This window comes from Streptosporangium sp. NPDC004379 (assembly GCF_042873875.1).
GTDB lineage: Bacteria > Actinomycetota > Actinomycetes > Streptosporangiales > Streptosporangiaceae > Streptosporangium.
The window spans coordinates 1-19590 of record NZ_JBIAMC010000008.1; the positions used below are offsets into that span (position 1 = coordinate 1).

A 19590-nucleotide genomic window follows, 5' to 3' on the forward strand; every position below is an offset into this window, starting at 1 on the left:
TCCACGGCCAGTCGGGGGTGGTCACGGAAGAGCTCGATGAGAGCGTCGTGAGCAGGAGACGGCATGTCGCTTACCGTAACGTGAACACCACTTTACGTGACGGGTTTTCGCCGAACATCGCGGCGGATACGGCCCGCCGATTCCGGCCGTCGCATGGCCGGGTGGTCTCCCCGGGGACGTCGCGGCTTCACGTCCTCGGAGAGGAGGGGATGCCGGATTCTCGCGTCCCTGGGACGTCCCGGGCCGTACGGTGGCCGAGGCGTGGGCCGTCCTGGACGAGCGGAAGATCACCGGAGTCGAGTACCGCTACGAGTCCAACGGGTCCGACCGGCCGTACCCCGACGGTCTCCGCCGTGACCAGGTGAGGCCGGAGTGGTACGTCCACGACGCGGTGGCCGGATCGGACGGACAGGTCATCCTGTTCGTCGGACCGGAGAAGGAGTGAGCGCGTCAGGGTGAGCGCGGAGGCCGTCGGCGACGATGGCGAGGGTGCGGCGGCGCAGCCCGGGGTCCCATCCGGCGTGCATCGCGCCCTGGCACAGGCCGGTGATCAGGGCGATCACCTCGTCGGCGCACGCGTCCTCGCGTACGGTGCCGGCCCGCTGGGCCCGGGTGAGGAGCGCTTCGATGCCCTCTCGCAGGGGCAGCAGGGCATCGGAGACCTGGATCCCGGCGCCCGCCTCGGCCAGCAGGCCGGCGACGGTCCGCTTGTGCGCGGCCTGTTCCACCGTGCGCTCCATGAAGGCGAACAGCGCCGCGGCGGGGTCGTCGCGGGCCGCGAGGTCCGCGACGTCCCGCGTCAGTTCGGCGAGCAGGTCCTTCATGATGGCCCGCAGCAGGTCCCGCTTGGCGGGGAAGTGCTTGAAGACCGTGCCGACCGCGACCCCGGCCCTGGCCGCGACCTCCTCGGTCGAGGCGGCGGGGCCCTTCTCGGCGAAGACCTCCCCGGCGGCGGCGAGGATGCGGGCCCGGTTGCGGCGGGCGTCGGCGCGCATCCCCCGGCCGCCCGCCGGGTCCGCGGGCTCTCCCGTGGGCTTTCCCGCGGCGGTGCCGGGCTCGGCGGGATCTGTCGGCCGTGATGTCGGCGGGGCCATCGGAACCGTCCTCCTTCCGGGCGTTGACAAAGTGAGTCTCCGCTCACGATTATCAAAGTGAGTCAAAACTCATCTTATCCGTCCGCCAGGGAGGGGATCCATCATGCCCGAGAACGTGCTGGGAACGGCCGGTGCGCCCGGTCCCGTCGAGGTCTTCGAGGCCGCGCGGAAGCGGTGGCTGGAGGGCGGCGCCGGCTTCGGCGACCTGCTCGCCGAGGACGCCGTCGTCGAGACCCCGTTCGCCCCGCCCGGCCGTCCGCGCCGCATCGAGGGACGCCGGGAGTTCACCGCCTTCGCCGAGCGGGGCCGGGCCGCGCTGCCCGTGCGGTTCGAGGAGGTCCGCGACGTCGTGGTCCACCGTACGGACGACCCGGGGACCATCGTCGTGGAGTACGAGCTGGCCGGGACGGTGACCACCACCGGCCTCCGCGCCGCCGCGGGCTTCGTCGGGGTGCTCACCGTGTACGGCGGGAAGGTCGTGCGATGGCGCGAGTACCAGGACACCGCCGCCATCGCCGCGGCCACCGGAACGCTCCCCGCGCTCCTGGCCGCCTACGGCGACGCCCCGGCGGGCTGACGCGGGAGGCCGCCCGGCGGGAGGTCAGCCTCCGTGCCCGCCGGGATCGTCGAGCAGGCGGTCCTCCAGGTGGGCGCCGTAGAACTCGACCTGGCGGGCCATGATGCCGCGCATCGACGAGCCGCGCGGCACGCCGTAGACGGTGCCGGGGAAGTCGAGCTCGCGCTGGACCTCCCACAGCTCCTCGTGCCGGTCGGGGGAGAACAGCCGGGCCGGGTCGCCGGCCGCGATCCAGCCGATCGGCACGACGGTCTCGGGGGCCAGCCGGGAGTTCACGTGCAGCACGCTGTTGATCCGCAGCTCCGACCGGGTGCCCGCCACCGCCCCGGGGAACAGCGAGGCGCCGGTGGCGACGAACACCTCGTCCTCGACGACCGCCCCGTTGACGTGCGCGTGCGGACCGATCAGCACGGCGTCGCCCAGGACCGCCGGGTGCCCGGCCCGGCCGCGGACCAGGGCGTTCTCCATCACCACCACGTCCGCTCCGACGCGCACCTCGCCGCTCTCGGCGGTGAGCACGGCGCCGTGCAGGACGCGGGCCCGCTCGCCGAGGACGACCGCGCCGCAGAGCACGGCGGAGGGGGCGACGTACGCGGACTCCGGAACCACCGGCCGCGCACCGCGATGCTCCAGCAACATCCCGCCAGCGTAACCGATCATGCTTCACGGCCCCCGGGGGCGCGGCCGGAGAGGGGGACGGGGTCAGAGGCGTGCGCGTGCGCCCGGGGCCGCCGGGGTCAGAGGCGTGCGCCCGGGGCCGCCGGGGTGAGGTCGATGCGCCCGTCGCCGCAGACCCGCGCGGTGAAGGGGATCGTCAGGTAGGCGGTCTCGTCCGGCGGGATGACCATCAGCCGCGCGGCCGCCGGGCAGGTGGTCTCCCGCCCGCTCGGCACCTCGGTCCAGTGCATCCTGAAGTGGGCGGAGGCGCCGGGCCGCAGGGTCACCCCCTGCGGGCGGACGTTCTCCCGCCGCGGCCTGGTGCGCAACGCGTCGCCGCCGCGGTCGATCATGACCAGGCCCGGGAAGCCGTACACCCGGCAGGTCCCGGAGGACCTGTTGGTGAGCACCAGCGGCGCGTACCGCTGACCCGCGCCCGCGTCCACCCGCCCGACCCGGGCCGAGAGCGCGCCGGTCCGGCAGCGTCCGGGCGCCGCCGTGCCCGGGAGGGCGGCGACGCCCGCCGCCGGGGCGGCGTCCGCGGGCCGCGCTTCCCCCGCCGCGGCCGGCGCGGCGTCCCCGGTCGTCGCCGTCACGGCGCCTCCGGCCGCGATCGGCGCGGTGTCCGCGGGCCGCGCTCCCCCTGCCGTGATCGGCGCGGCGTCCCCGGCTGCGATCGGTGCGGCGTCACCGGCGGTCCCCACGGGGGAGCCGTTCCGCTGGACGGGCGTCGCCGAGCCGCACGCGGCCGAGGCCATCAGCACGCCCGCCACCACCATCGAGAGGGCCGGGAGGCGCCCGGCGCCGTTGGATCGTCTCATGCCTCTCTGAGACGTACGGCGGCCCCGACTTGTTCGCCGGGCTGCGAGGACGGCGGGCGCGCTTCGGACGGGCGCCTCCGCCCGCGCCGCACAGGGAGAAGCAGCCAGAACCCGTCTGACCTGGGCGGCCGGTCATCGCCGGGGCACGGTGCGCGCCCGCCCGGCCTGCCCGGTCCTATCCGGGGAGTCAGGTTCTCCTGGCCTCGGCGACGCCCAGGTCTGTCCCCCGCGCCGTCGTGCGGTCGTGGCCGCCGGGCCGGAACAGGGGTGGCGGCCTCCCCGGGGAGCGGGCGTAGATTGCCAGGTATGCGGACGATCGACTGGGCCGGTGACGCCGTCGAGCTTGTGGACCAGACCCTGCTGCCCGGCGAGTGCGTCGTCGTCCGGGTCACGACGGTGGACGGCCTCATCGACGCCATCCGGCGGCTGGCCGTACGGGGAGCGCCCGCGCTCGGCGTCGCCGGGGCGCTCGGCGTCGCGCTCGCGGCGGCCACCGAACCGGACCCGGCCGCCGCCGCGGCCCGGCTGCGGGCCGCCCGGCCGACCGCGGTCAACCTCGCCTGGGGCGTGGACGAGGCGCTGAAGCACCTCGGCGGGGGGTTCGAGGCGGTGCTCGGCCGCGCGCTGGAGATCCGCGACGCCGACATCGCGGCCTGCCGCGCCATGGGGGAGCGGGGCGCGGACCTGGTGTGCGAGCTGACCGGCCGTGACCGGCCGCGGATCATGACCGTCTGCAACACCGGCGGCCTGGCCGCGGTGGAGCGCGGCACCGCGCTCGGCGTCGCGCAGACCCTGCACGAGCGGGGACGACTGGCCGGGGTGCTGGCCCTGGAGACCCGGCCGCTGCTGCAGGGCGCCCGGCTCACCGCCTGGGAGCTGGGCCGGATGGGAGCCCCGTACCGGCTGGTCGTCGACTCGGCGGGACCGTTCCTGCTGGCCAGGGGAGAGGCCGACGCCGTGCTGATCGGCGCCGACCGGATCGCCGCCAACGGCGACACCGCCAACAAGATCGGCTCCTACGCGCTGGCCCTGGGCGCCCGCCGCGCCGGGGTGCCGTTCGTCGTCGTCGCCCCGGAGTCCACCGTGGACCTCGCGACCCCCTCCGGGGACCGCGTCGAGATCGAGGACCGCGACCCGGAGGAGGTGCTCGGCGTGCGAGGGGTACGGCTGGCGCCGGAGGGCGCGGCCGTGCTGAACCCGGCCTTCGACGTGACGCCGCGCGACCTGATCACCGCCATCGTCACCGAACGCCGGGTCATCCGCCCCGACCGGGGCGAGACGCTCTAGCGGGGCGGCCCGTCGAAGCCGGGGAAGAGACACCGCGGCCCGGTCCGTCCGCAGCCGGCCTCGGCGGGGCGTCATGGTCGTCCGCCCGGTTCCGGTGAGGCGACGTGGTCCGGGTCATTCGACGTGTCCCCGGCGGGCCGTCATGGCTCGCGCCCCTCGCTTCCGACCTGCGATCTTCCGCCGCAGGCGGGTCCACGCGGGAACGACCGGGCCCGGCGCCGCGGGACGCCGGTGGTTTCGACCTCTCCGGAGGTGGAAGTGATACGTCCATGTTCGGGGTGTAACCGTCATTGGCCCCGCATGTGACGAAGATGCGACTGGTGGTATTTGCGAAACCCGCCCCGCTTCGTGGGACGCTACGGATAACGTCGGTCGCGCGGTACATCGAGCAGTTCGCGTTCCCCCTGGAGACACCTGTGGCCGACATAGTGACCCGCCGCGCATGGGGCGCCCGCGCCCCCCGCGGCTCGTACTCGCGGATCTCCTCCACCAAGGGCGTGAAGGTCCACTACACCGGCGGGCGCGTCGACCCCGGAATCGTCGACGACCACGCCAAGTGCGTCGCCCTGGTCAGGTCCATCCAGAACCAGCACATGGACGGCAACGGCTGGCTGGACATCGGCTACAGCATGGTGGCGTGCCCGCACCGGAAGGTGTTCGAGGGCAGGGGGCTGCACCACCTGCCCGCGGCCAACGGCCCCGGCCTCAACAGCGGCCACTACGCGGTGCTGGCCCTGGTCGGCTCGACCGGGCTCACCAAGCCCACCGACGGCATCCTGCACGCCGTACTCGACGCGGTCGAGTACCTGCGCGCCGAGGGCGGCGCGGGCCGGGAGATCAAGGGTCACCGCGACGGGTACGCCACCGACTGCCCCGGCGAGCCGCTGTACGCGTGGGTGAAGCGGGGCGCGCCCCGTCCCGGCGGCACCCCCGCCCCGCCGGAGCCGCACCCGGTCTTCCCCGGGCGCGTCCTGAAGTACCCGCCGGTCATGGAGGGCGCGGACGTCCGCACCTGGCAGCGCCAGATGCGCGAGCGCGGCTGGGATCTCGACGCCGACGGCCTGTACGGCGAGGAGTCCCAGCGGGTCTGCCGCAAGTTCCAGGAGGAGAAGGGCCTGCCCGCCACCGGCGCCGTCGACCGCGCCACCTGGAACGCCGCCTGGGAGGAGCCCGTCACCTGACAGGCCCGGACCCCGGGCGGGACACACCCGGGCGGGGACCCCGGGACGCCGTCACCGGGCCGCGGGGCTTACGATCCCAGGCATGACGGTGCCGCCTGAGGAACTTCGATGGACCGCCGGCTTCCCTCCGGCCACGCGGGAGCGGTGGCGGGAACTGGCGCTCGGGGTCCTGCGCAGGTCGGGCGTGGAGGCGGCCTCGCCCGAGGAGGCGCTGGCCGTGACGACCCACGACGGTGTGACCATCGCCCCGCTCTACGACGCCTCCGACCTGCCCGGCGATCCCGGTCTGCCGGGAGCCGCCCCCTACGTCCGCGGCTCCCGGCCCGGGGGCGGCGGCTGGGAGACGCGGCAGCGGCACGAGACGGCCGACGCCGAGGCGGTGCTCGCCGACTTGGAGAACGGCGTCACCTCGCTGTGGCTCGCCGTCGGCCCCGAGGACCTGCCGCGCGTCCTGGAACGGGTCCACCTGGAGCTGATCTCGGTCGCGCTGGACGCCGGGGAGCGCACCCGCGAGGCGGCCGAGACCCTGTTCACACTGGCGGCCGGGCAGGCCGCCCGTGAGCGCCCCGCCGGGAGCGGCCCCGGCGGGCCCGCGGCCGGCGGCGGCGACGGCGGGTCCGTGGCGGGGTTCCTGACCGGCACCCTGGGCGCGGACCCGCTGCGCGACCCGGAGACCGCCGCGTACCTGGCCCGGCGCTGCGCCGCGGAGTTCCCCGGGCTGCGCGCGGCCGTCGTGGACGCCACGCCGTACCACGACGCCGGCGGCGGCGACGCCGACGAGCTGGGCTGCTCCCTCGCCGCGGGCGTCGCGGCGCTGCGGGTGCTGACCGGCGCCGGGCTGGGCGAGGAGGAGGCGTTCGGGCAGCTGGAGTTCCGCTACGCCGCCACCGCCGACCAGTTCCTCACCATCGCCAAGCTCCGCGCCGCGCGCCTGCTGTGGGCCCGGGTCGCCGAGGTGTGCGGGGTGACGCGGAACGCCGGGCAGCGCCAGCACGCGGTGACCTCCTCGGCCATGATGACCGCCCGCGACCCGTGGGTGAACATGCTGCGCACCACGCTCGCCTGCTTCGCGGCCGGCACCGGCGGGGCCGACGCGGTGACCGTGCAGCCGTTCGACGCCCGGCTGGGCCTGCCGGACGCCTTCGCCCGCCGCATCGCGCGCAACACCCACTCGCTGCTGCTGGAGGAGGCCCACGTGGCCCGGGTGGCCGACCCGGCCGGCGGCTCCTACTACGTCGAGCGCCTCACCCGCGACCTGGCCGAGCGGGCCTGGGGGTGGTTCCGGGAGATCGAGCGCGCCGGCGGCGCGGGGTCGGAGGGCGGGGACGACCTCGTCGCCCAGCGGCTGGCCGCCACCCGGGAGCGGCGTGCCGAGGCCGTCGCGCACCGCCGTGACCCGATCACCGGGGTGAGCGAGTTCCCCGACCCGGCCGAGCGCCCGCTGCGGCGCCCGCCGCACCCGCGTCCCGCCTCCGGCGTCCACTACGCCGGGGAGTTCGAGCGATTGCGCGACCTGGCCGACGCCCAGCCGGTCCGCCCCCGGGTGTTCCTGGCGACCATCGGGCCGGTGGCCGCGCACAACGCCAGGGCGTCGTTCGCCGCCAACCTGTTCCAGGCCGGCGGGATCGCCACCGTGCCGGGCGGCCCGCTGACCGACCCGGAGGAGATCGCCGCCGCGTTCACCGCCTCCGGCGCGCGGGTCGCCTGCCTGTGCTCCGGCGACCGCCTGTACGGCGAGCACGCCGCCCCGGTGGCCGCCGCGCTGCGCGCGGCCGGGGCCAGGAGGATCTGGCTGGCCGGGCGGGGGGAGTACCCGGGTGTGGACGACCACCTGTACGCCGGGTGCGACGCGCTCGGCGTGCTCCGCACGACCTTCGACGACCTGGGGGTGACCCGATGATTCCCGACTTCTCCTCGGTCCCGCTGGACGGCGGTGAGAGCGCCTCCTCGGTTCCACCGGACGGCGGTGGGAGCGCCGCCGGGCCGGCCGTACGGCGTGCCTCCGGAAACGGCCGGGGCGGGCCGGTGTGGGAGACCCCCGAGGGGATCGGGGTGAAGCCCCTCTACACCGCCGCCGACCTCGACGGGCTGGACTTCCCGGCGACCTACCCGGGCGTGGCGCCGTACCTGCGCGGGCCGTACCCGACGATGTACGCCACCCAGCCGTGGACGATCCGGCAGTACGCCGGCTTCTCCACCGCCGAGGAGTCCAACGCCTTCTACCGGCGCAACCTCGCCGCCGGGCAGAAGGGCCTGTCGGTCGCCTTCGACCTGGCGACCCATCGGGGCTACGACTCCGACCACCCCCGGGTGGCCGGCGACGTCGGCATGGCCGGGGTGGCGATCGACTCGATCTACGACATGCGGCAGCTCTTCGACGGCATCCCGCTGGACAGGATGAGCGTGTCGATGACCATGAACGGCGCGGTGCTGCCGGTGCTGGCGCTGTACATCGTGGCCGCCGAGGAGCAGGGGGTGGCGCCGGAGCAGCTCGCCGGCACCATCCAGAACGACATCCTCAAGGAGTTCATGGTCCGCAACACCTACATCTACCCTCCTGGGCCGTCGATGCGGATCATCTCCGACATCTTCGCCTACACCAGCGAGCGGATGCCGAAGTTCAACTCGATCTCGATCTCCGGCTACCACATCCAGGAGGCCGGGGCGACCTGCGACCTGGAGCTGGCCTACACCCTCGCCGACGGCCTGGAGTACCTGCGAGCCGGGGTCGGCGCGGGCCTGGACGTCGACGCGTTCGCGCCGCGCCTGTCGTTCTTCTGGTGCATCGGCATGAACTTCTTCATGGAGGTCGCCAAGCTGCGGGCCGCCCGGCTGCTGTGGGCGAGGCTGGTGTCGGGGTTCGGGGCGGAGAACCCCAAGTCGCTGTCGCTGCGGACGCACTCGCAGACCTCCGGCTGGTCGCTGACCGCCCAGGACGTCTTCAACAACGTGGTGCGCACCTGCGTGGAGGCGATGGCCGCCACCCAGGGGCACACCCAGTCGCTGCACACCAACGCGCTGGACGAGGCGCTGGCGCTGCCGGGCGACTTCTCGGCGCGGATCGCCCGCAACACCCAGCTGCTGCTGCAGCAGGAGTCGGGCACCTGCCGGGTGATCGACCCGTGGGGCGGCTCCTACTACGTCGAGCGGCTCACCGCCGAGCTGGCGCGCAGGGCGTGGGGGCACATCGAGGAGGTGGAGGCGGCCGGGGGCATGGCCGCCGCGATCGACGCCGGGCTGCCCAAGCTCCGCATCGAGGAGGCCGCCGCCCGCACCCAGGCCCGCATCGACACCGGGGCGCAGCCGGTCATCGGCGTCAACAAGTACCGGCCCGACGCCGACGAGCCCATCGAGGTGCTGAAGGTCGACAACACCGCGGTGCGGGCCCGGCAGCTCGACAAGCTCCGCCGGCTGCGCGCCGAGCGCGACCCGCGCGCGGTGGAGGAGGCGCTGGCGGCGCTGACGAAGGGCGCGGAGGACGGCGCGAACCTGCTCGCGCTTTCGGTGGAGGCGGCCCGCGCCAAGGCCACCGTCGGGGAGATCTCCGAGGCGCTGGAGAAGGTCTTCGGCCGGCACGCCGGCCAGGTCCGCACGATCTCCGGGGTGTACCGGGAGGAGGTGGGTTCCGGCGTGGACGAGGTCCGCGACCTGTGCGCCGGGTTCGAGCGGCTGGAGGGGCGACGCCCCCGGATCCTGGTGGCCAAGATGGGCCAGGACGGCCACGACCGGGGCCAGAAGGTGATCGCCACGGCCTTCGCCGACCTCGGGTTCGACGTGGACGTCGGCCCGCTGTTCCAGACGCCCGAGGAGGTCGCCCGCCAGGCGGTCGAGGCCGACGTGCACGTGGTCGGGGTCTCCTCGCTGGCGGCGGGGCACCTGACGCTGGTGCCCGCCCTGCGCGACGCGCTCGCCGCGCTCGGCGCCGGGGACGTCATGATCGTGGTCGGCGGGGTGATCCCGCCGGGCGACTTCGACGCGCTGCGCGCCGCCGGGGCCTCGGCGATCTTCCCGCCCGGCACCGTGATCGCCGACGCCGCCCGCGGGCTGCTCGCCGACCTGCTCACCCGGCTGGACCATGGCGCGGACGCTTGACGACTACGCCGCCGGGGTGAAGGAGGGCTCCCGGGCGTGGATCGCACGGGCGATCACCCTGGTGGAGTCCTCCCGCCCCGACCACCGGGAGCTGGCGCAGCGGCTGCTGGCCGAGCTGACCCCGTCGGCCGGCCGGGCGCGCCGGGTCGGCGTGACCGGCGTGCCGGGGGTGGGCAAGTCGACGTTCATCGACGCCCTCGGCGTGCGGCTGACCGGTCAGGGGCACCGGGTGGCGGTGCTCGCCGTCGATCCGTCGTCCACCAGGACCGGCGGCAGCATCCTCGGCGACAAGACGAGGATGGCGCGCCTGGCCGCCGACCCGGACGCCTTCATCCGGCCCTCGCCGACCTCCGGCACCCTGGGCGGCGTCGCGCGGGCGACGCGGGAGGCGATGGTCGTGGTGGAGGCCGCCGGCTACGACGTCGTGCTGGTGGAGACCGTCGGCGTGGGCCAGTCCGAGACCGCCGTCGCCGACATGGTCGACACCTTCCTGCTGCTGGCCCTGGCGCGGACGGGCGACCAGCTCCAGGGCATCAAGAAGGGCGTGCTGGAGCTCGCCGACGTGATCGCGGTCAACAAGGCCGACGGGCCGGGGGAGGCCGACGCCCGCAAGGCGGCCCGGGAGCTGGCCGGGGCGCTGCGGCTGCTGCGCTCGGAGCGTACGGTGCCGGTGCTGACCTGCAGCGGGATGTCGGGCGCCGGGCTGGACGAGCTGTGGGCGCACGTCGTCGCCCACCAGGACGCGCTGGCCGCCTCGGGTGAGCTGGAGGAGCGCCGCCGGCGCCAGCAGGTCCGCTGGACCTGGTCGCTGGTGACCGACCGGCTGCTGGCGGCGCTGCACGGGCATCCGCGGGTGGCCGGGATCACCGCCGAGATCGAGCGGGACGTGCGGGCCGGGACGCTGACGCCGTCCCTGGCCGCCGACCGGATCCTGGCGGCCTTCCGCGAGTGAGCGGACCCCGCGGACCGGGCCTGTGAGCCGATGGGCCGGGGCCCGGCGGGCTGGGAGCCGGGGACCCGCCGCGACGGCCGGCCGGTCACGCCCGGCGGCGGCACCGTCCGGGCCGGACCTCAGATGACCACCCGATGTGGTGGAATGTCAAGGCGAAAGTTGACATACAGGGGTTTCCGTCTTGTTAATTCGGGTCCAATGCCCGGAGTTGTCGGTACTGATGCAGTTTATGGTTTTACCACCACTTGATCACAAGTGGTGGATCATGTAATGTTTCGCGCCAAGAGTTGCAAATGTCGTAATAGTGCGCTCAGTGAATACCGCAAGGACGGAAAGCGCATGACGGTGCGCGGGAAGGTCGCGCGAGGGCTGCCCTCCGGCAGGTCCTGACCTGTTCCTTCCGCGCGGGAACCGGCCGTGGCGAGGTGGCCGGACCCCGCTCCCGGATCCCGTACGGCCCGCACCGCCATGGGCGGTCTCGTGCTGCGCGGATTCGGGGCGCCGGTGGGGAGACCTTGGCGATGCCGACAGATGTGGCCGTTTCATCCGCTCGACGGGCGAGGTCCGTTCCGATGCACCGGGCCCTTCCGGCCCTGCTCCGCGACCCCGCGGTCGCCCTGGCGGACCTCGCCCGCCGGTCGGGCGGGGAGGTCGTCCGGCTGGGGCTGGGACCGTTCCGGCCCTACCTGGTCTCCCACCCCGACCACGTCCAGCAGGTGATGCGCCTGGAGTGGACGAACTACCAGCGGGTGGGGATGTTCTGGCGTCCCCTGGACCGGCTCTTCGGGCACAGCATCATGGGTGACGGCGAGCAGTGGCACGTCAGCCGGAAGATCCTGCAGCCGATGTTCACCACCCGGTACATCGCCACGATCACCGAGGAGGTCTCCCGGCGCGTCGCCGGCCGCATCGAGGAGTGGGACGACCTCGCCCGGTCCGGGCAGAGCTTCGACGCCGCCACCGAGATGTCCACCATCCTCACCTACATCGTCAACCGGGTGCTGTTCGGCGACAAGCTGGACCGCAAGGACGGGGAGGACATCATCCCCGCCTTCGACACGGTCGCCAACTCGCTCGTCTACCGGTTCCTCATGCCGTTCATGCCCTACACGATCCGGGTGCCCCGCGACCGGGCCCTGGAGAGGGCCGTCCAGCGAATCGACGACGTCGTGTACCCGATCGTGCGCCGTGCCATGGAGCACCCGGACGACAGCACCGACGTCATCTCGATGCTCTGCCGCGCCACCGACGACAACGGCGACCCGCTCACCGCCAAGCAGATCCGCGACGCCCTGGTCAGCGTCTACGCCGCCTCCTCGGAGACCACCGCGATGGTCATCACCTGGCTGTGGCTGCTGCTGAAGGAGCACCCGGAGGTCGAGGCCCGGCTCCAGGCCGAGATCGACGAGGTGGTCGGCGGCGGCCCGGCCCTGCCCGAGCACCTCCCGCGGCTCACCTACACCCGGATGGCGCTGCTGGAGACCCTGCGCATGTACCCGGCGGGCTGGCTGCTGCCGCGGCAGGTCATGGAGGACGCGGAGATCGGCGGCGTGCGGATCCGGCGCGGCTCGACGGTGTTCATCTCCCCCTACGCCACGCAGCGGCTGGACGCGTTCTGGGAGCGCCCGGACGAGTTCGACCCCGAGCGGTTCGCGCCCGCCGAGGGGGAGCGCAGGCACAGGTACTCCTACTTCCCCTTCGGCGGCGGGCCGCACAAGTGCCTGGGCGAGCACCTGTTCTACGTCGAGGCGCCGCTCGTGGTCGCCTCCATCCTCAGCCGGTACCGCGTGTCGGTGCCCACCCCGGGGCCGTACCCCATGGGCTGGGCGGCCTCGCTGCGCCCGAAGCAGAAGGTCATGCTGAAGGTGTCCTTCACCGGACGCGACCGGGTCGGGGCCGGGCGATGACGGCCGCGCCCGCCCGGGACGCCTGGCCGCCGGCCGCGGAGTGCGGGGCGATCTGCGCCGGGGCCGGCCACGCCCAGCGGGACATGCGCGGGTGGGCGGCGGCCTACCCGGAACTGTTCTCCGCCAAGCCGTTCGACGCCGCCCTGTACAGCACGCTCTCCCTGGCGATGGCCTTCAGCGGGCCGTGGCTCGACGCCGACCGGCTGCGGATGGCCAACAAGGTCACCCTGTGGGCCTTCGGCCTGGACTGGCTCGTCGACTACGTCGCCGACTCCCGGGAGGAGGTCGAGGGCATCGCCCGGCGCTGCGCGGACGTGGCCGCGGGCGCCCCGCCCGTCCCCGGCGACGACCTGACCCGCATGCTGGCGGACATCCGCGACGAGCTGTCCGCCTCGCCCGCGTACGGCGTGCTCGGGCCGGTCTGGCGCGACGAGCTGCGGCGGATGCTGGACGGCATGCTCACCGAGTGGCGCTGGAAGAGCGAGAAGGCCCGGCCCACGCTGGAGGAGTATCTCGCCAACGCCGACAACCTCGGCTTCTCCTTCGTCTTCGCCGCCCACTGGATCCACGTCGCGGACGGCGGGGCGGTGGCGGACGCCGAGCCGCTGCGCGAGGCGAGCCGGGCCGTGCAGCGGGTCATCCGCCTCCTCAACGACCTCGGCACCTACGAGCGGGACGTCGCCTGGGGCGACCTCAACGCGATCCCGCTCGGCGGCGGCCGCGCCGGGATCGAACGGCGGACCGCCGAACTCGCCGCCGACGCCAGGGAGCTCCTGGCCGCGCTGGACGCCCACCCGGAGCTGGCCCGCTACATGGAGCGCCAGATGGACTTCTGCGCCGGGTTCTACCGGGTCGGCGACTACTGGGGGACGCTGTGACCGGCGTCGTGAGCGCTGCGGGCGCCGTGAGCGCTGTGAATGCCGTGAGCGCCGTGAATGCTGTGAGTGTCGTGAGCGCCGCCGGCCGGCCCGCCCCGGAGACGCCCGGCCGGTCTCACGCCCCCGGCGACCTGCCCGCCGCGGCGCGGGAGCTGGTGGCCGGCCTGCTGGCCGAGCCCTGGGGCCAGGTGTCGCCCTCGCCGTACGAGACCGGCCGGGTGGTGAGCCTGGCGCCGTGGCTGTCCGGGCACGCCGGGCGGATCGACTTCCTGATCGCCACCCAGCGGGGGGACGGCGGCTGGGGCCCTCCGGGCCACCACGGCCTCGTCCCCACCCTCAGCGCGGTCGAGGCGCTGCTGGCCGAGCGCCGCCGGGAGTCCTCCGCCGACCGCGACCTGCTGGCCAAGGCCGCCGCCCGGGGCCTCGCGCTGGTGCGGTCCCAGGCGGCCCCGGGCCGGAAGGAACCGCTGCCGGACATGCCGGCGATCGAGCTCATCGTGCCCTGCCTGCTCTCCCTGATCGGCGGTCACCTCGACGCGGAGGACCCGGACACCGCCGGCCGCCTCGGCCCGGCGCCGGGGCCGTTCCCGGGTGCGGACGGCGCCAAGCTGGCCGCGGTCAGGCGGTGGATGGCCTCCGGCGCGGCCGTTCCGCAGAAGCTGGTCCACGCGCTGGAGGCGGCGGGCCCGGAAGGGGCGGCCGCGCAGGGGATCGCCCCGACGCCGATGACCGCGGGGATGGCGGCCGTGGGCGCGTCGCCCGCGGCGAGCGCCGCCTGGCTGGCCGCGGCCCCGCCGGGCGCCGGGCCGGAGGGGGACGCCCCGGCGGGCGGCCCCGGGAACGGCGCGCGCCCGCCCGGCGCGGCGGCCCCGGTGCGGCGGTACCTGGAGGAGGTGGTGTCGGTCTCCGGCGGGCCGGTGCCGTGTGCCCTCCCCATCACCGTGTTCGAGCGCGGCTGGACGCTGAGCTGGCTGCTGCGCGCCGGCCTCCCCGTGGAGGCGCCGCCAGAGCTGGCGGCGAGCCTGCGCGAGAGGCTGGGACCGGACGGGGTCGCCACCGGGCCGGGGCTGCCGGCCGACGCCGACACCACCTCCGTGGCGCTGCACGCGCTGGCGCTGCTCGGCGAGCCGTGCGAGCCCGAGGGGCTGTGGCCGTTCGAGCTGGACACCCACTTCTGCACCTGGCGCGGCGAGGAGGGGATGTCCCCGACGACCAACGCCCACGTGCTCGACGCCTTCGGTGAGTACGTGCGCCGCCGCGGCGGCGAGCCCCGGCACGCGGCCGTCGTCGCCAAGCTCGTCTCCTGGCTGCGCGACCGCCAGGACGGCGAGGGGAGGTGGACGGACCGCTGGCACGTCTCGCCGTACTACGCCACGGCCTGCTGCGCGATCGCCCTGGCCGAGTTCGGCGGCCCGGAGTCGCGGGAGGCGGTCGGCCGGGCCGCGGATTGGGTGCTCGCCACCCAGCGCCCGGACGGCTCCTGGGGCCGCTGGGAGGGCACCGCCGAGGAGACCGCCTACGCACTGCAGACCCTGCTGCTGACCGGCGCCGCCCGCGGGCGGGAGCCGGCCGCGGCACGGCGGGAGCGGGACGCGGTACGGCGCGGCCGCGAGGCGCTGCTGGCCGCCCGGGACCACCGGCCGCCGCCGCTCTGGGTCGACAAGGACCTCTACCTGCCGGTCGCCATCGTGCGGGCGGCCGTCCTGGGGGCGCTCCACCTCTCCGGAGGGGAGACGGGGGCCATGCCGGAGTGAGCACCGGAAAAACCACTGGTGAACCTCTCGAAAAGGACAGACGGGCATTTTTACTCATGCCTCGCCTTGAGGGTATTTGGGGATATTGCTAGGGTTTGGCGGGTGCATTGGGGATGTACTACTTATCCCTGCAAAGCGGCGACGGCGACGTATATGTGCTGATCGGTCCGCGACGAAACAGCCATTTTTCTGCTTTTTTCCGGGGTTGATGCTATGCGCGTGCGTGATCCACGCCTGCGGACCAAGGTGACGGCGCTGCTGGTATCACTTGTCGCACTCTGGGCGTTCACCGCGTGGGTGACCGTCCGGGACGGCGTCAACATGCTGGGCGTCGCCACGCTCAGCACCGAGGTGGCCGACCCCGGCGAGCAGCTCATCGTCGCCCTCCAGGCCGAGCGCCGCCTCACCGCGGTCACCCTGGGCAGTGCCGTCGGGCCGCGCCAGCGGCAGCAGGCGCTGGCCGCCCAGCGCGGGCGCACCGACGACGCCGCCGCGAACTTCCGCACGCTCACCTCCGGCCGCGCCGTGGAGCTGCTGGGAAGCGACACGCTCGGCAGGCACATCGGCGAGGTCCGCCGGCTGCTCGACGACCTGACCGCCGCGCGCGGGGCGATCGACGGCGGGCAGATGGACCGCGCCCACGCGGTCGCCATGTTCACCGGCGCCGTCGACGCGGTCTTCCGCGTCTACGACTCCATGGCGACGCTGGACGACGAGGAGATCGCCGGAGACACCCGGGCACTGATCAGGATGAACCGGGCCCGCGACCTCCTGGCCCAGGAGGACGCCCTGGTGGCCGGCGCCCTGACGGCGGGCCGGCTCACCGGCGCCGAGCGCGTCCAGCTCACCCAGCTCGTCGGCAACCGGCAGCTTCTGGTGACCCAGTCGATGGACGAGCTGCCCGCCTCCGACCAGGACGCCTACCGGCGGCTGTCCGAAGGGCAGCAGTTCACCCGGCTGCGCTCCCTGGAGACCCTGCTGATCGGCAACGACCAGGCGGTGTCCTCCGGGTTGATCGACGCCCAGCAGTGGAGCGCGGTCGCCCAGCCGGCGCACTCCCGGCTGGCCGAGGTCGTGCTCGCCTCGGGCGCCGGCGTGGTCGAGCGGTCCGGGCCGGTCGCCACCGGCGTCATCGTCCGGCTGGTCCTGGCCGGAGGACTCGGACTGCTCGCCGTCATCGCCTCGATCGTGCTGTCCATCACCACCGCCCGCGCCCTGATCCGGCAGCTGGAGAAGCTGCGCGACGCGGCCCGGGAGCTCGCCGACGAACGGCTTCCCTCGGTCGTCGAGCGGATCGGCCACGGAGAGGAGGTCGACGTCGCGGCCGAGGCCCCCGAGCTGGAGTTCGGCAGCGACCAGATCGGCCAGGTGGGCCAGGCGTTCAACGCCGTGCAGCGCACCGCCATCAAGGTCGCCGCCGAGCAGGCCCAGCTCCGCCGCGACATCGCCGACATCCTGCGCAACCTCGCCCGCCGTACCCAGTCGCTGGTCCACCGCCAGCTCAGCGTGCTGGACGTCATGGAACGCCGGGAGAACGACCCGCAGGAGCTGCGGGACCTGTTCCGGCTCGACCACCTGGCGACCCGTATGCGGCGCTACGCCGAGAACCTCCTGGTGCTGGCGGGCGCCTCACCCGGCCGCGCCTGGCGCGACTCGGTCCCGATGATCGACGTGGTCCGCGGCGCGCTGGCCGAGATCGAGGACTACACCCGGGTGGACGTGCTGCCCCTGGGCGACGCCGAGCTGGAGGGGCGCGCGGTCGGCGACGTCATCCACCTGGTGGCCGAGCTCGTCGAGAACGCCGCGTCCTTCTCCCCGCCCTACACGACCGTGCAGGTCAGCGGGGGCGTCGTGGCCCACGGCTACGCCCTGGAGATCGAGGACCGGGGCCTGGGCATGAGCCCGGAGGACATCGCCGCCGCCAACGAGCGGATCGCCAACCCCCCCGAGCTCAAGCTCGCCGGCAACGCCCGCCTGGGCCTGTACGTGGTCAGCCGGCTGGCCGAGCGGCACGAGATCCGGGTGGCGTTCAAGACCTCGCCGTACGGCGGCACGACGGTCGTCGTCCTGATCCCCCAGGAGCTGGTGAGCGAGGGCGGAGACGGCGGGAACGGCGGGCGGGACAGGCCCGGGGACGCCGGGATCCCCGCCGACGTCACGATGGAGAACGCCGTACGGGTCCCCGAGGCGGTCTTCTCCGCCGCCCCGCGGGCGGGACTCCCCGCCGGGCCGTCCCTGGCGGATCCCTCCTCCGTGCCCGACCCCTCCTCCGCGCCGGGCTCCGCCTTCCGGGAGAGCCCGGCCCGGGAGGCCGTGCGCCGGGCCGTCGGGGCCGTCGGAGCAGCCCCGGCCGCCCCGGCCGCCCCGGCCGGCGTCGAGGATGACATGGACGGCGGAGCCGGCGGATCGGCGGCGCGCCGTACGGCCGCCGCCGCGCCCGCCACGCCTGCGGCGCCGCCGCTCCTGCCGCCGCCCGACACCAGCCACACGCCCGGCGGCCTGCCGCGCCGCGTCCCGCAGACCAACCTCGCGGCCCCCCTCCAGGAGGAGCGCCAGTGGTCCGCCGAGCCCGCGGAGCCGGCCGCGTCCGGCGAGGGCGAGCCCTCGCCGGACGCGATCCGCGCGGCCATGGCCTCCTTCCAGGCCGGCACGCGCCGGGGCCGGTCCGAGGCCGCCCAGCTGCTCTCCGAAGAGGACGATCCGGCCGGCGGCCCGTCGCGGGAACGAGACCGATGACGGTTCCGTGACGACTCCGATCCGCGTCGGCGTCGGGGGCCGCCGCGGCGGGTGATTTACCGCCCTTTCAGCAGAATTAAGCAGAAAGAGGACAACGAGTGGTGCAGGGAACAGGATCTTTCACCGACCTGGCCTGGTTGCTGGACGACCTGGTCGCGAGGGTGGAGGAGGCCGAGCACGGCATCGTCTTCTCCACCGACGGCCTGCTGCTGGCAGCCTCGCGGGGGTTCGACCGGGCCGACGCCGAGCATCTGGCCGCGGTGGGGTCGGCGATCCAGAGCCTGGGCCGGGGGGTCAGCGACCGCGTCGAGGGCGGCGCGGTGCGCCAGACCATCATCGAGATGCGGTCGGCGTACCTGATCGTGACCGCGGCCGGGCAGGGGGCCTGCCTGGCGGTGCTCTGCGCCCACCAGGCCGACGTCGGCCTGGTGGCCTACGAGATGGCCATGCTCGTCACCCGCGTCGGCCAGTACCTCACCTCACCCGCGCGCTCCGACCTCGCCGGGGACGACGGTTCGTGATGCCCGCCTCCGACGAGCATCCCGACACGCAGTGGGTGGGGGATGACGCCGGCGCGATCGTCCGGCCCTACGTCCTCACCCGCGGCAGGACCGAGCCCACCCGTGGCCGGTTCGACCTGATCACCCTGGCGGTGGCCGTGGGCCCCGCCCACGCGGGGGCGGGCGGTCTCGATCCGGAGTGCCAGGCCATCGTGCGCTTCTGCCACCGGCCCCAGTCGGTGGCGGAGATCGCCGCGCACATCAACCTCCCGGCGGGCACGGTCCGCGTCCTGCTCAGCGACCTGCTCGACCAGGGACTCATCGCCACGCAAGAACCTCACTCGGAGACGGACATGCACGACGAGAAGCTCTACAAGGCGGTGCTGGATGGCCTCCGTGCGCTCTGACCGCGAAGCGGGGCGCGTCACGCTGCCCAAGGCGATCAAGATCCTGGTCGCCGGAGGCTTCGGAGCCGGCAAGACGACCCTGGTCGGGTCGGTGTCGGAGATCGAGCCGCTGCGTACCGAGGAGACCCTGACCCACCAGGGCATCGGGATCGACGACCTGTCGGGGGTGGAGGGCAAGAAGACGACCACGGTCGCGATGGACTTCGGCCGCATCACCATCGGCGACGACTACCGGCTGTACCTGTTCGGCACGCCCGGCCAGGAGCGCTTCTGGTTCCTGTGGGACGAGCTGGCCCTCGGCGCGCTGGGCGCGGTCGTGCTCGCCGACACCCGCAGGCTGGCCGACTGCTTCCCCTCCCTCGACTACTTCGAGCGGCGCGAGACGCCCTTCATCGTCGCGGTCAACTGCTTCGACGGCGCCCGCCGCTACGACCTCGACGAGGTACGGCTCGGCCTGACCCTCCACGAGGACATCCCCATCGTGATGTGCGACGCCCGCCGCCGGGAGTCCGGCAAGGAGGTCCTGATCACGCTGGTGGAGCACGCGATGCGGATGCGTCTGGGTCCGGCGCCGAGCAGCCGCTGAGCCGGGCTCCCGGCCGCGCGGCCCCCCAGGACCGCGCGGCGCCGGCCACCCCTGACCGGAACCGGAGGAGGATCGGCCGTTATGGGTTGGCTTCTTTCCCTCTAAGTAGTGATAAATCCTCCCAGTGAGTGTGACGGGGCCGTGGCGGTCCGTGTCCGGGT

General features: G+C 74.2%; 17 protein-coding genes. 14 read left to right on the forward strand and 3 right to left on the reverse strand.

From position 1 onward, the window contains the following. The first annotated feature begins 250 nt into the window (after window positions 1-250). Window positions 251-445, forward strand: a complete 195-nt coding sequence (locus tag ACFYSC_RS18665) for a hypothetical protein (RefSeq protein ID WP_389962776.1) — start codon at window positions 251-253, stop codon at window positions 443-445. On the opposite strand, the gene ACFYSC_RS18670 is transcribed toward ACFYSC_RS18665, so the two are convergent. Next, window positions 414-1094, reverse strand: a complete 681-nt coding sequence (locus ACFYSC_RS18670) for a TetR/AcrR family transcriptional regulator (protein ID WP_389962779.1) — start codon at window positions 1092-1094, stop codon at window positions 414-416. The genes ACFYSC_RS18665 and ACFYSC_RS18670 overlap by 32 nt on opposite strands. A 103-nt stretch (window positions 1095-1197) precedes the next feature. Between ACFYSC_RS18670 and ACFYSC_RS18675 the strand changes: the two genes are divergently transcribed. Next, on the forward strand, window positions 1198-1671 hold the full coding sequence (locus ACFYSC_RS18675) for a nuclear transport factor 2 family protein (protein WP_389962782.1): 474 nt from the start codon (window positions 1198-1200) through the stop codon (window positions 1669-1671). Window positions 1672-1695: 24 nt separating this feature from the next. On the opposite strand, the gene ACFYSC_RS18680 is transcribed toward ACFYSC_RS18675, so the two are convergent. Together ACFYSC_RS18680 and ACFYSC_RS18685 are read right to left on the reverse strand one after the other, a co-directional pair. Next, window positions 1696-2310 (reverse strand): gamma carbonic anhydrase family protein, encoded by a 615-nt coding sequence (locus ACFYSC_RS18680; protein WP_389962785.1) that lies wholly within the window; start codon window positions 2308-2310, stop codon window positions 1696-1698. Between the two features lie 98 nt (window positions 2311-2408). Then, entirely contained in the window at window positions 2409-3149 is a 741-nt protein-coding gene (locus ACFYSC_RS18685) for a DUF4232 domain-containing protein (protein ID WP_389962788.1), read from the reverse strand. 306 nt (window positions 3150-3455) lie between these two features. On the opposite strand from ACFYSC_RS18685, the gene mtnA reads away from it, so the two are divergent. The 12 genes from mtnA to ACFYSC_RS18745 all read left to right on the forward strand — a co-directional run bounded on the left by mtnA (window position 3456) and on the right by ACFYSC_RS18745 (window position 19429). Then, entirely contained in the window at window positions 3456-4436 is a 981-nt protein-coding gene (mtnA, locus tag ACFYSC_RS18690; RefSeq protein ID WP_389962791.1) for an S-methyl-5-thioribose-1-phosphate isomerase, read from the forward strand. 416 nt (window positions 4437-4852) lie between these two features. Continuing rightward, on the forward strand, window positions 4853-5617 hold the full coding sequence (locus tag ACFYSC_RS18695; protein ID WP_389962794.1) for an N-acetylmuramoyl-L-alanine amidase: 765 nt from the start codon (window positions 4853-4855) through the stop codon (window positions 5615-5617). A gap of 82 nt (window positions 5618-5699) precedes the next feature. Further along, complete coding sequence (locus ACFYSC_RS18700; protein WP_389962797.1) at window positions 5700-7517, forward strand: methylmalonyl-CoA mutase family protein; 1818 nt, start codon at window positions 5700-5702, stop codon at window positions 7515-7517. Beyond that, window positions 7514-9709, forward strand: coding sequence for a methylmalonyl-CoA mutase (gene scpA / locus ACFYSC_RS18705; protein WP_389962800.1), 2196 nt, complete (start codon window positions 7514-7516; stop codon window positions 9707-9709). Before ACFYSC_RS18700 ends, scpA begins: the two co-directional genes overlap by 4 nt. Further along, window positions 9693-10661: a methylmalonyl Co-A mutase-associated GTPase MeaB gene (gene meaB, locus ACFYSC_RS18710; protein WP_389962803.1), complete on the forward strand. Its 969-nt coding sequence runs from the start codon at window positions 9693-9695 to the stop codon at window positions 10659-10661. The genes scpA and meaB overlap by 17 nt, the downstream gene beginning before the upstream one ends. 572 nt (window positions 10662-11233) lie before the next feature. Then, window positions 11234-12568 (forward strand): cytochrome P450, encoded by a 1335-nt coding sequence (locus tag ACFYSC_RS18715; protein WP_389962806.1) that lies wholly within the window; start codon window positions 11234-11236, stop codon window positions 12566-12568. Next, on the forward strand, window positions 12565-13446 hold the full coding sequence (locus ACFYSC_RS18720) for a terpene synthase family protein (protein WP_389962809.1): 882 nt from the start codon (window positions 12565-12567) through the stop codon (window positions 13444-13446). The genes ACFYSC_RS18715 and ACFYSC_RS18720 overlap by 4 nt, the downstream gene beginning before the upstream one ends. Before the next feature lie 53 nt (window positions 13447-13499). Next, entirely contained in the window at window positions 13500-15200 is a 1701-nt protein-coding gene (locus ACFYSC_RS18725; RefSeq protein WP_389962813.1) for a prenyltransferase/squalene oxidase repeat-containing protein, read from the forward strand. Between the two features lie 213 nt (window positions 15201-15413). Further along, window positions 15414-17936 (forward strand): nitrate- and nitrite sensing domain-containing protein, encoded by a 2523-nt coding sequence (locus ACFYSC_RS18730; protein ID WP_389962815.1) that lies wholly within the window; start codon window positions 15414-15416, stop codon window positions 17934-17936. A gap of 98 nt (window positions 17937-18034) precedes the next feature. Continuing rightward, window positions 18035-18457: a roadblock/LC7 domain-containing protein gene (locus ACFYSC_RS18735; RefSeq protein ID WP_362938230.1), complete on the forward strand. Its 423-nt coding sequence runs from the start codon at window positions 18035-18037 to the stop codon at window positions 18455-18457. Continuing rightward, window positions 18457-18843: a DUF742 domain-containing protein gene (locus tag ACFYSC_RS18740; RefSeq protein WP_362938227.1), complete on the forward strand. Its 387-nt coding sequence runs from the start codon at window positions 18457-18459 to the stop codon at window positions 18841-18843. Before ACFYSC_RS18735 ends, ACFYSC_RS18740 begins: the two co-directional genes overlap by 1 nt. Continuing rightward, the gene (locus ACFYSC_RS18745; RefSeq protein WP_362938224.1) at window positions 18824-19429 is read left to right on the forward strand and encodes an ATP/GTP-binding protein; all 606 of its coding nucleotides are present in this window, start codon (window positions 18824-18826) and stop codon (window positions 19427-19429) included. Before ACFYSC_RS18740 ends, ACFYSC_RS18745 begins: the two co-directional genes overlap by 20 nt. Window positions 19430-19590: the final 161 nt, after the last annotated feature.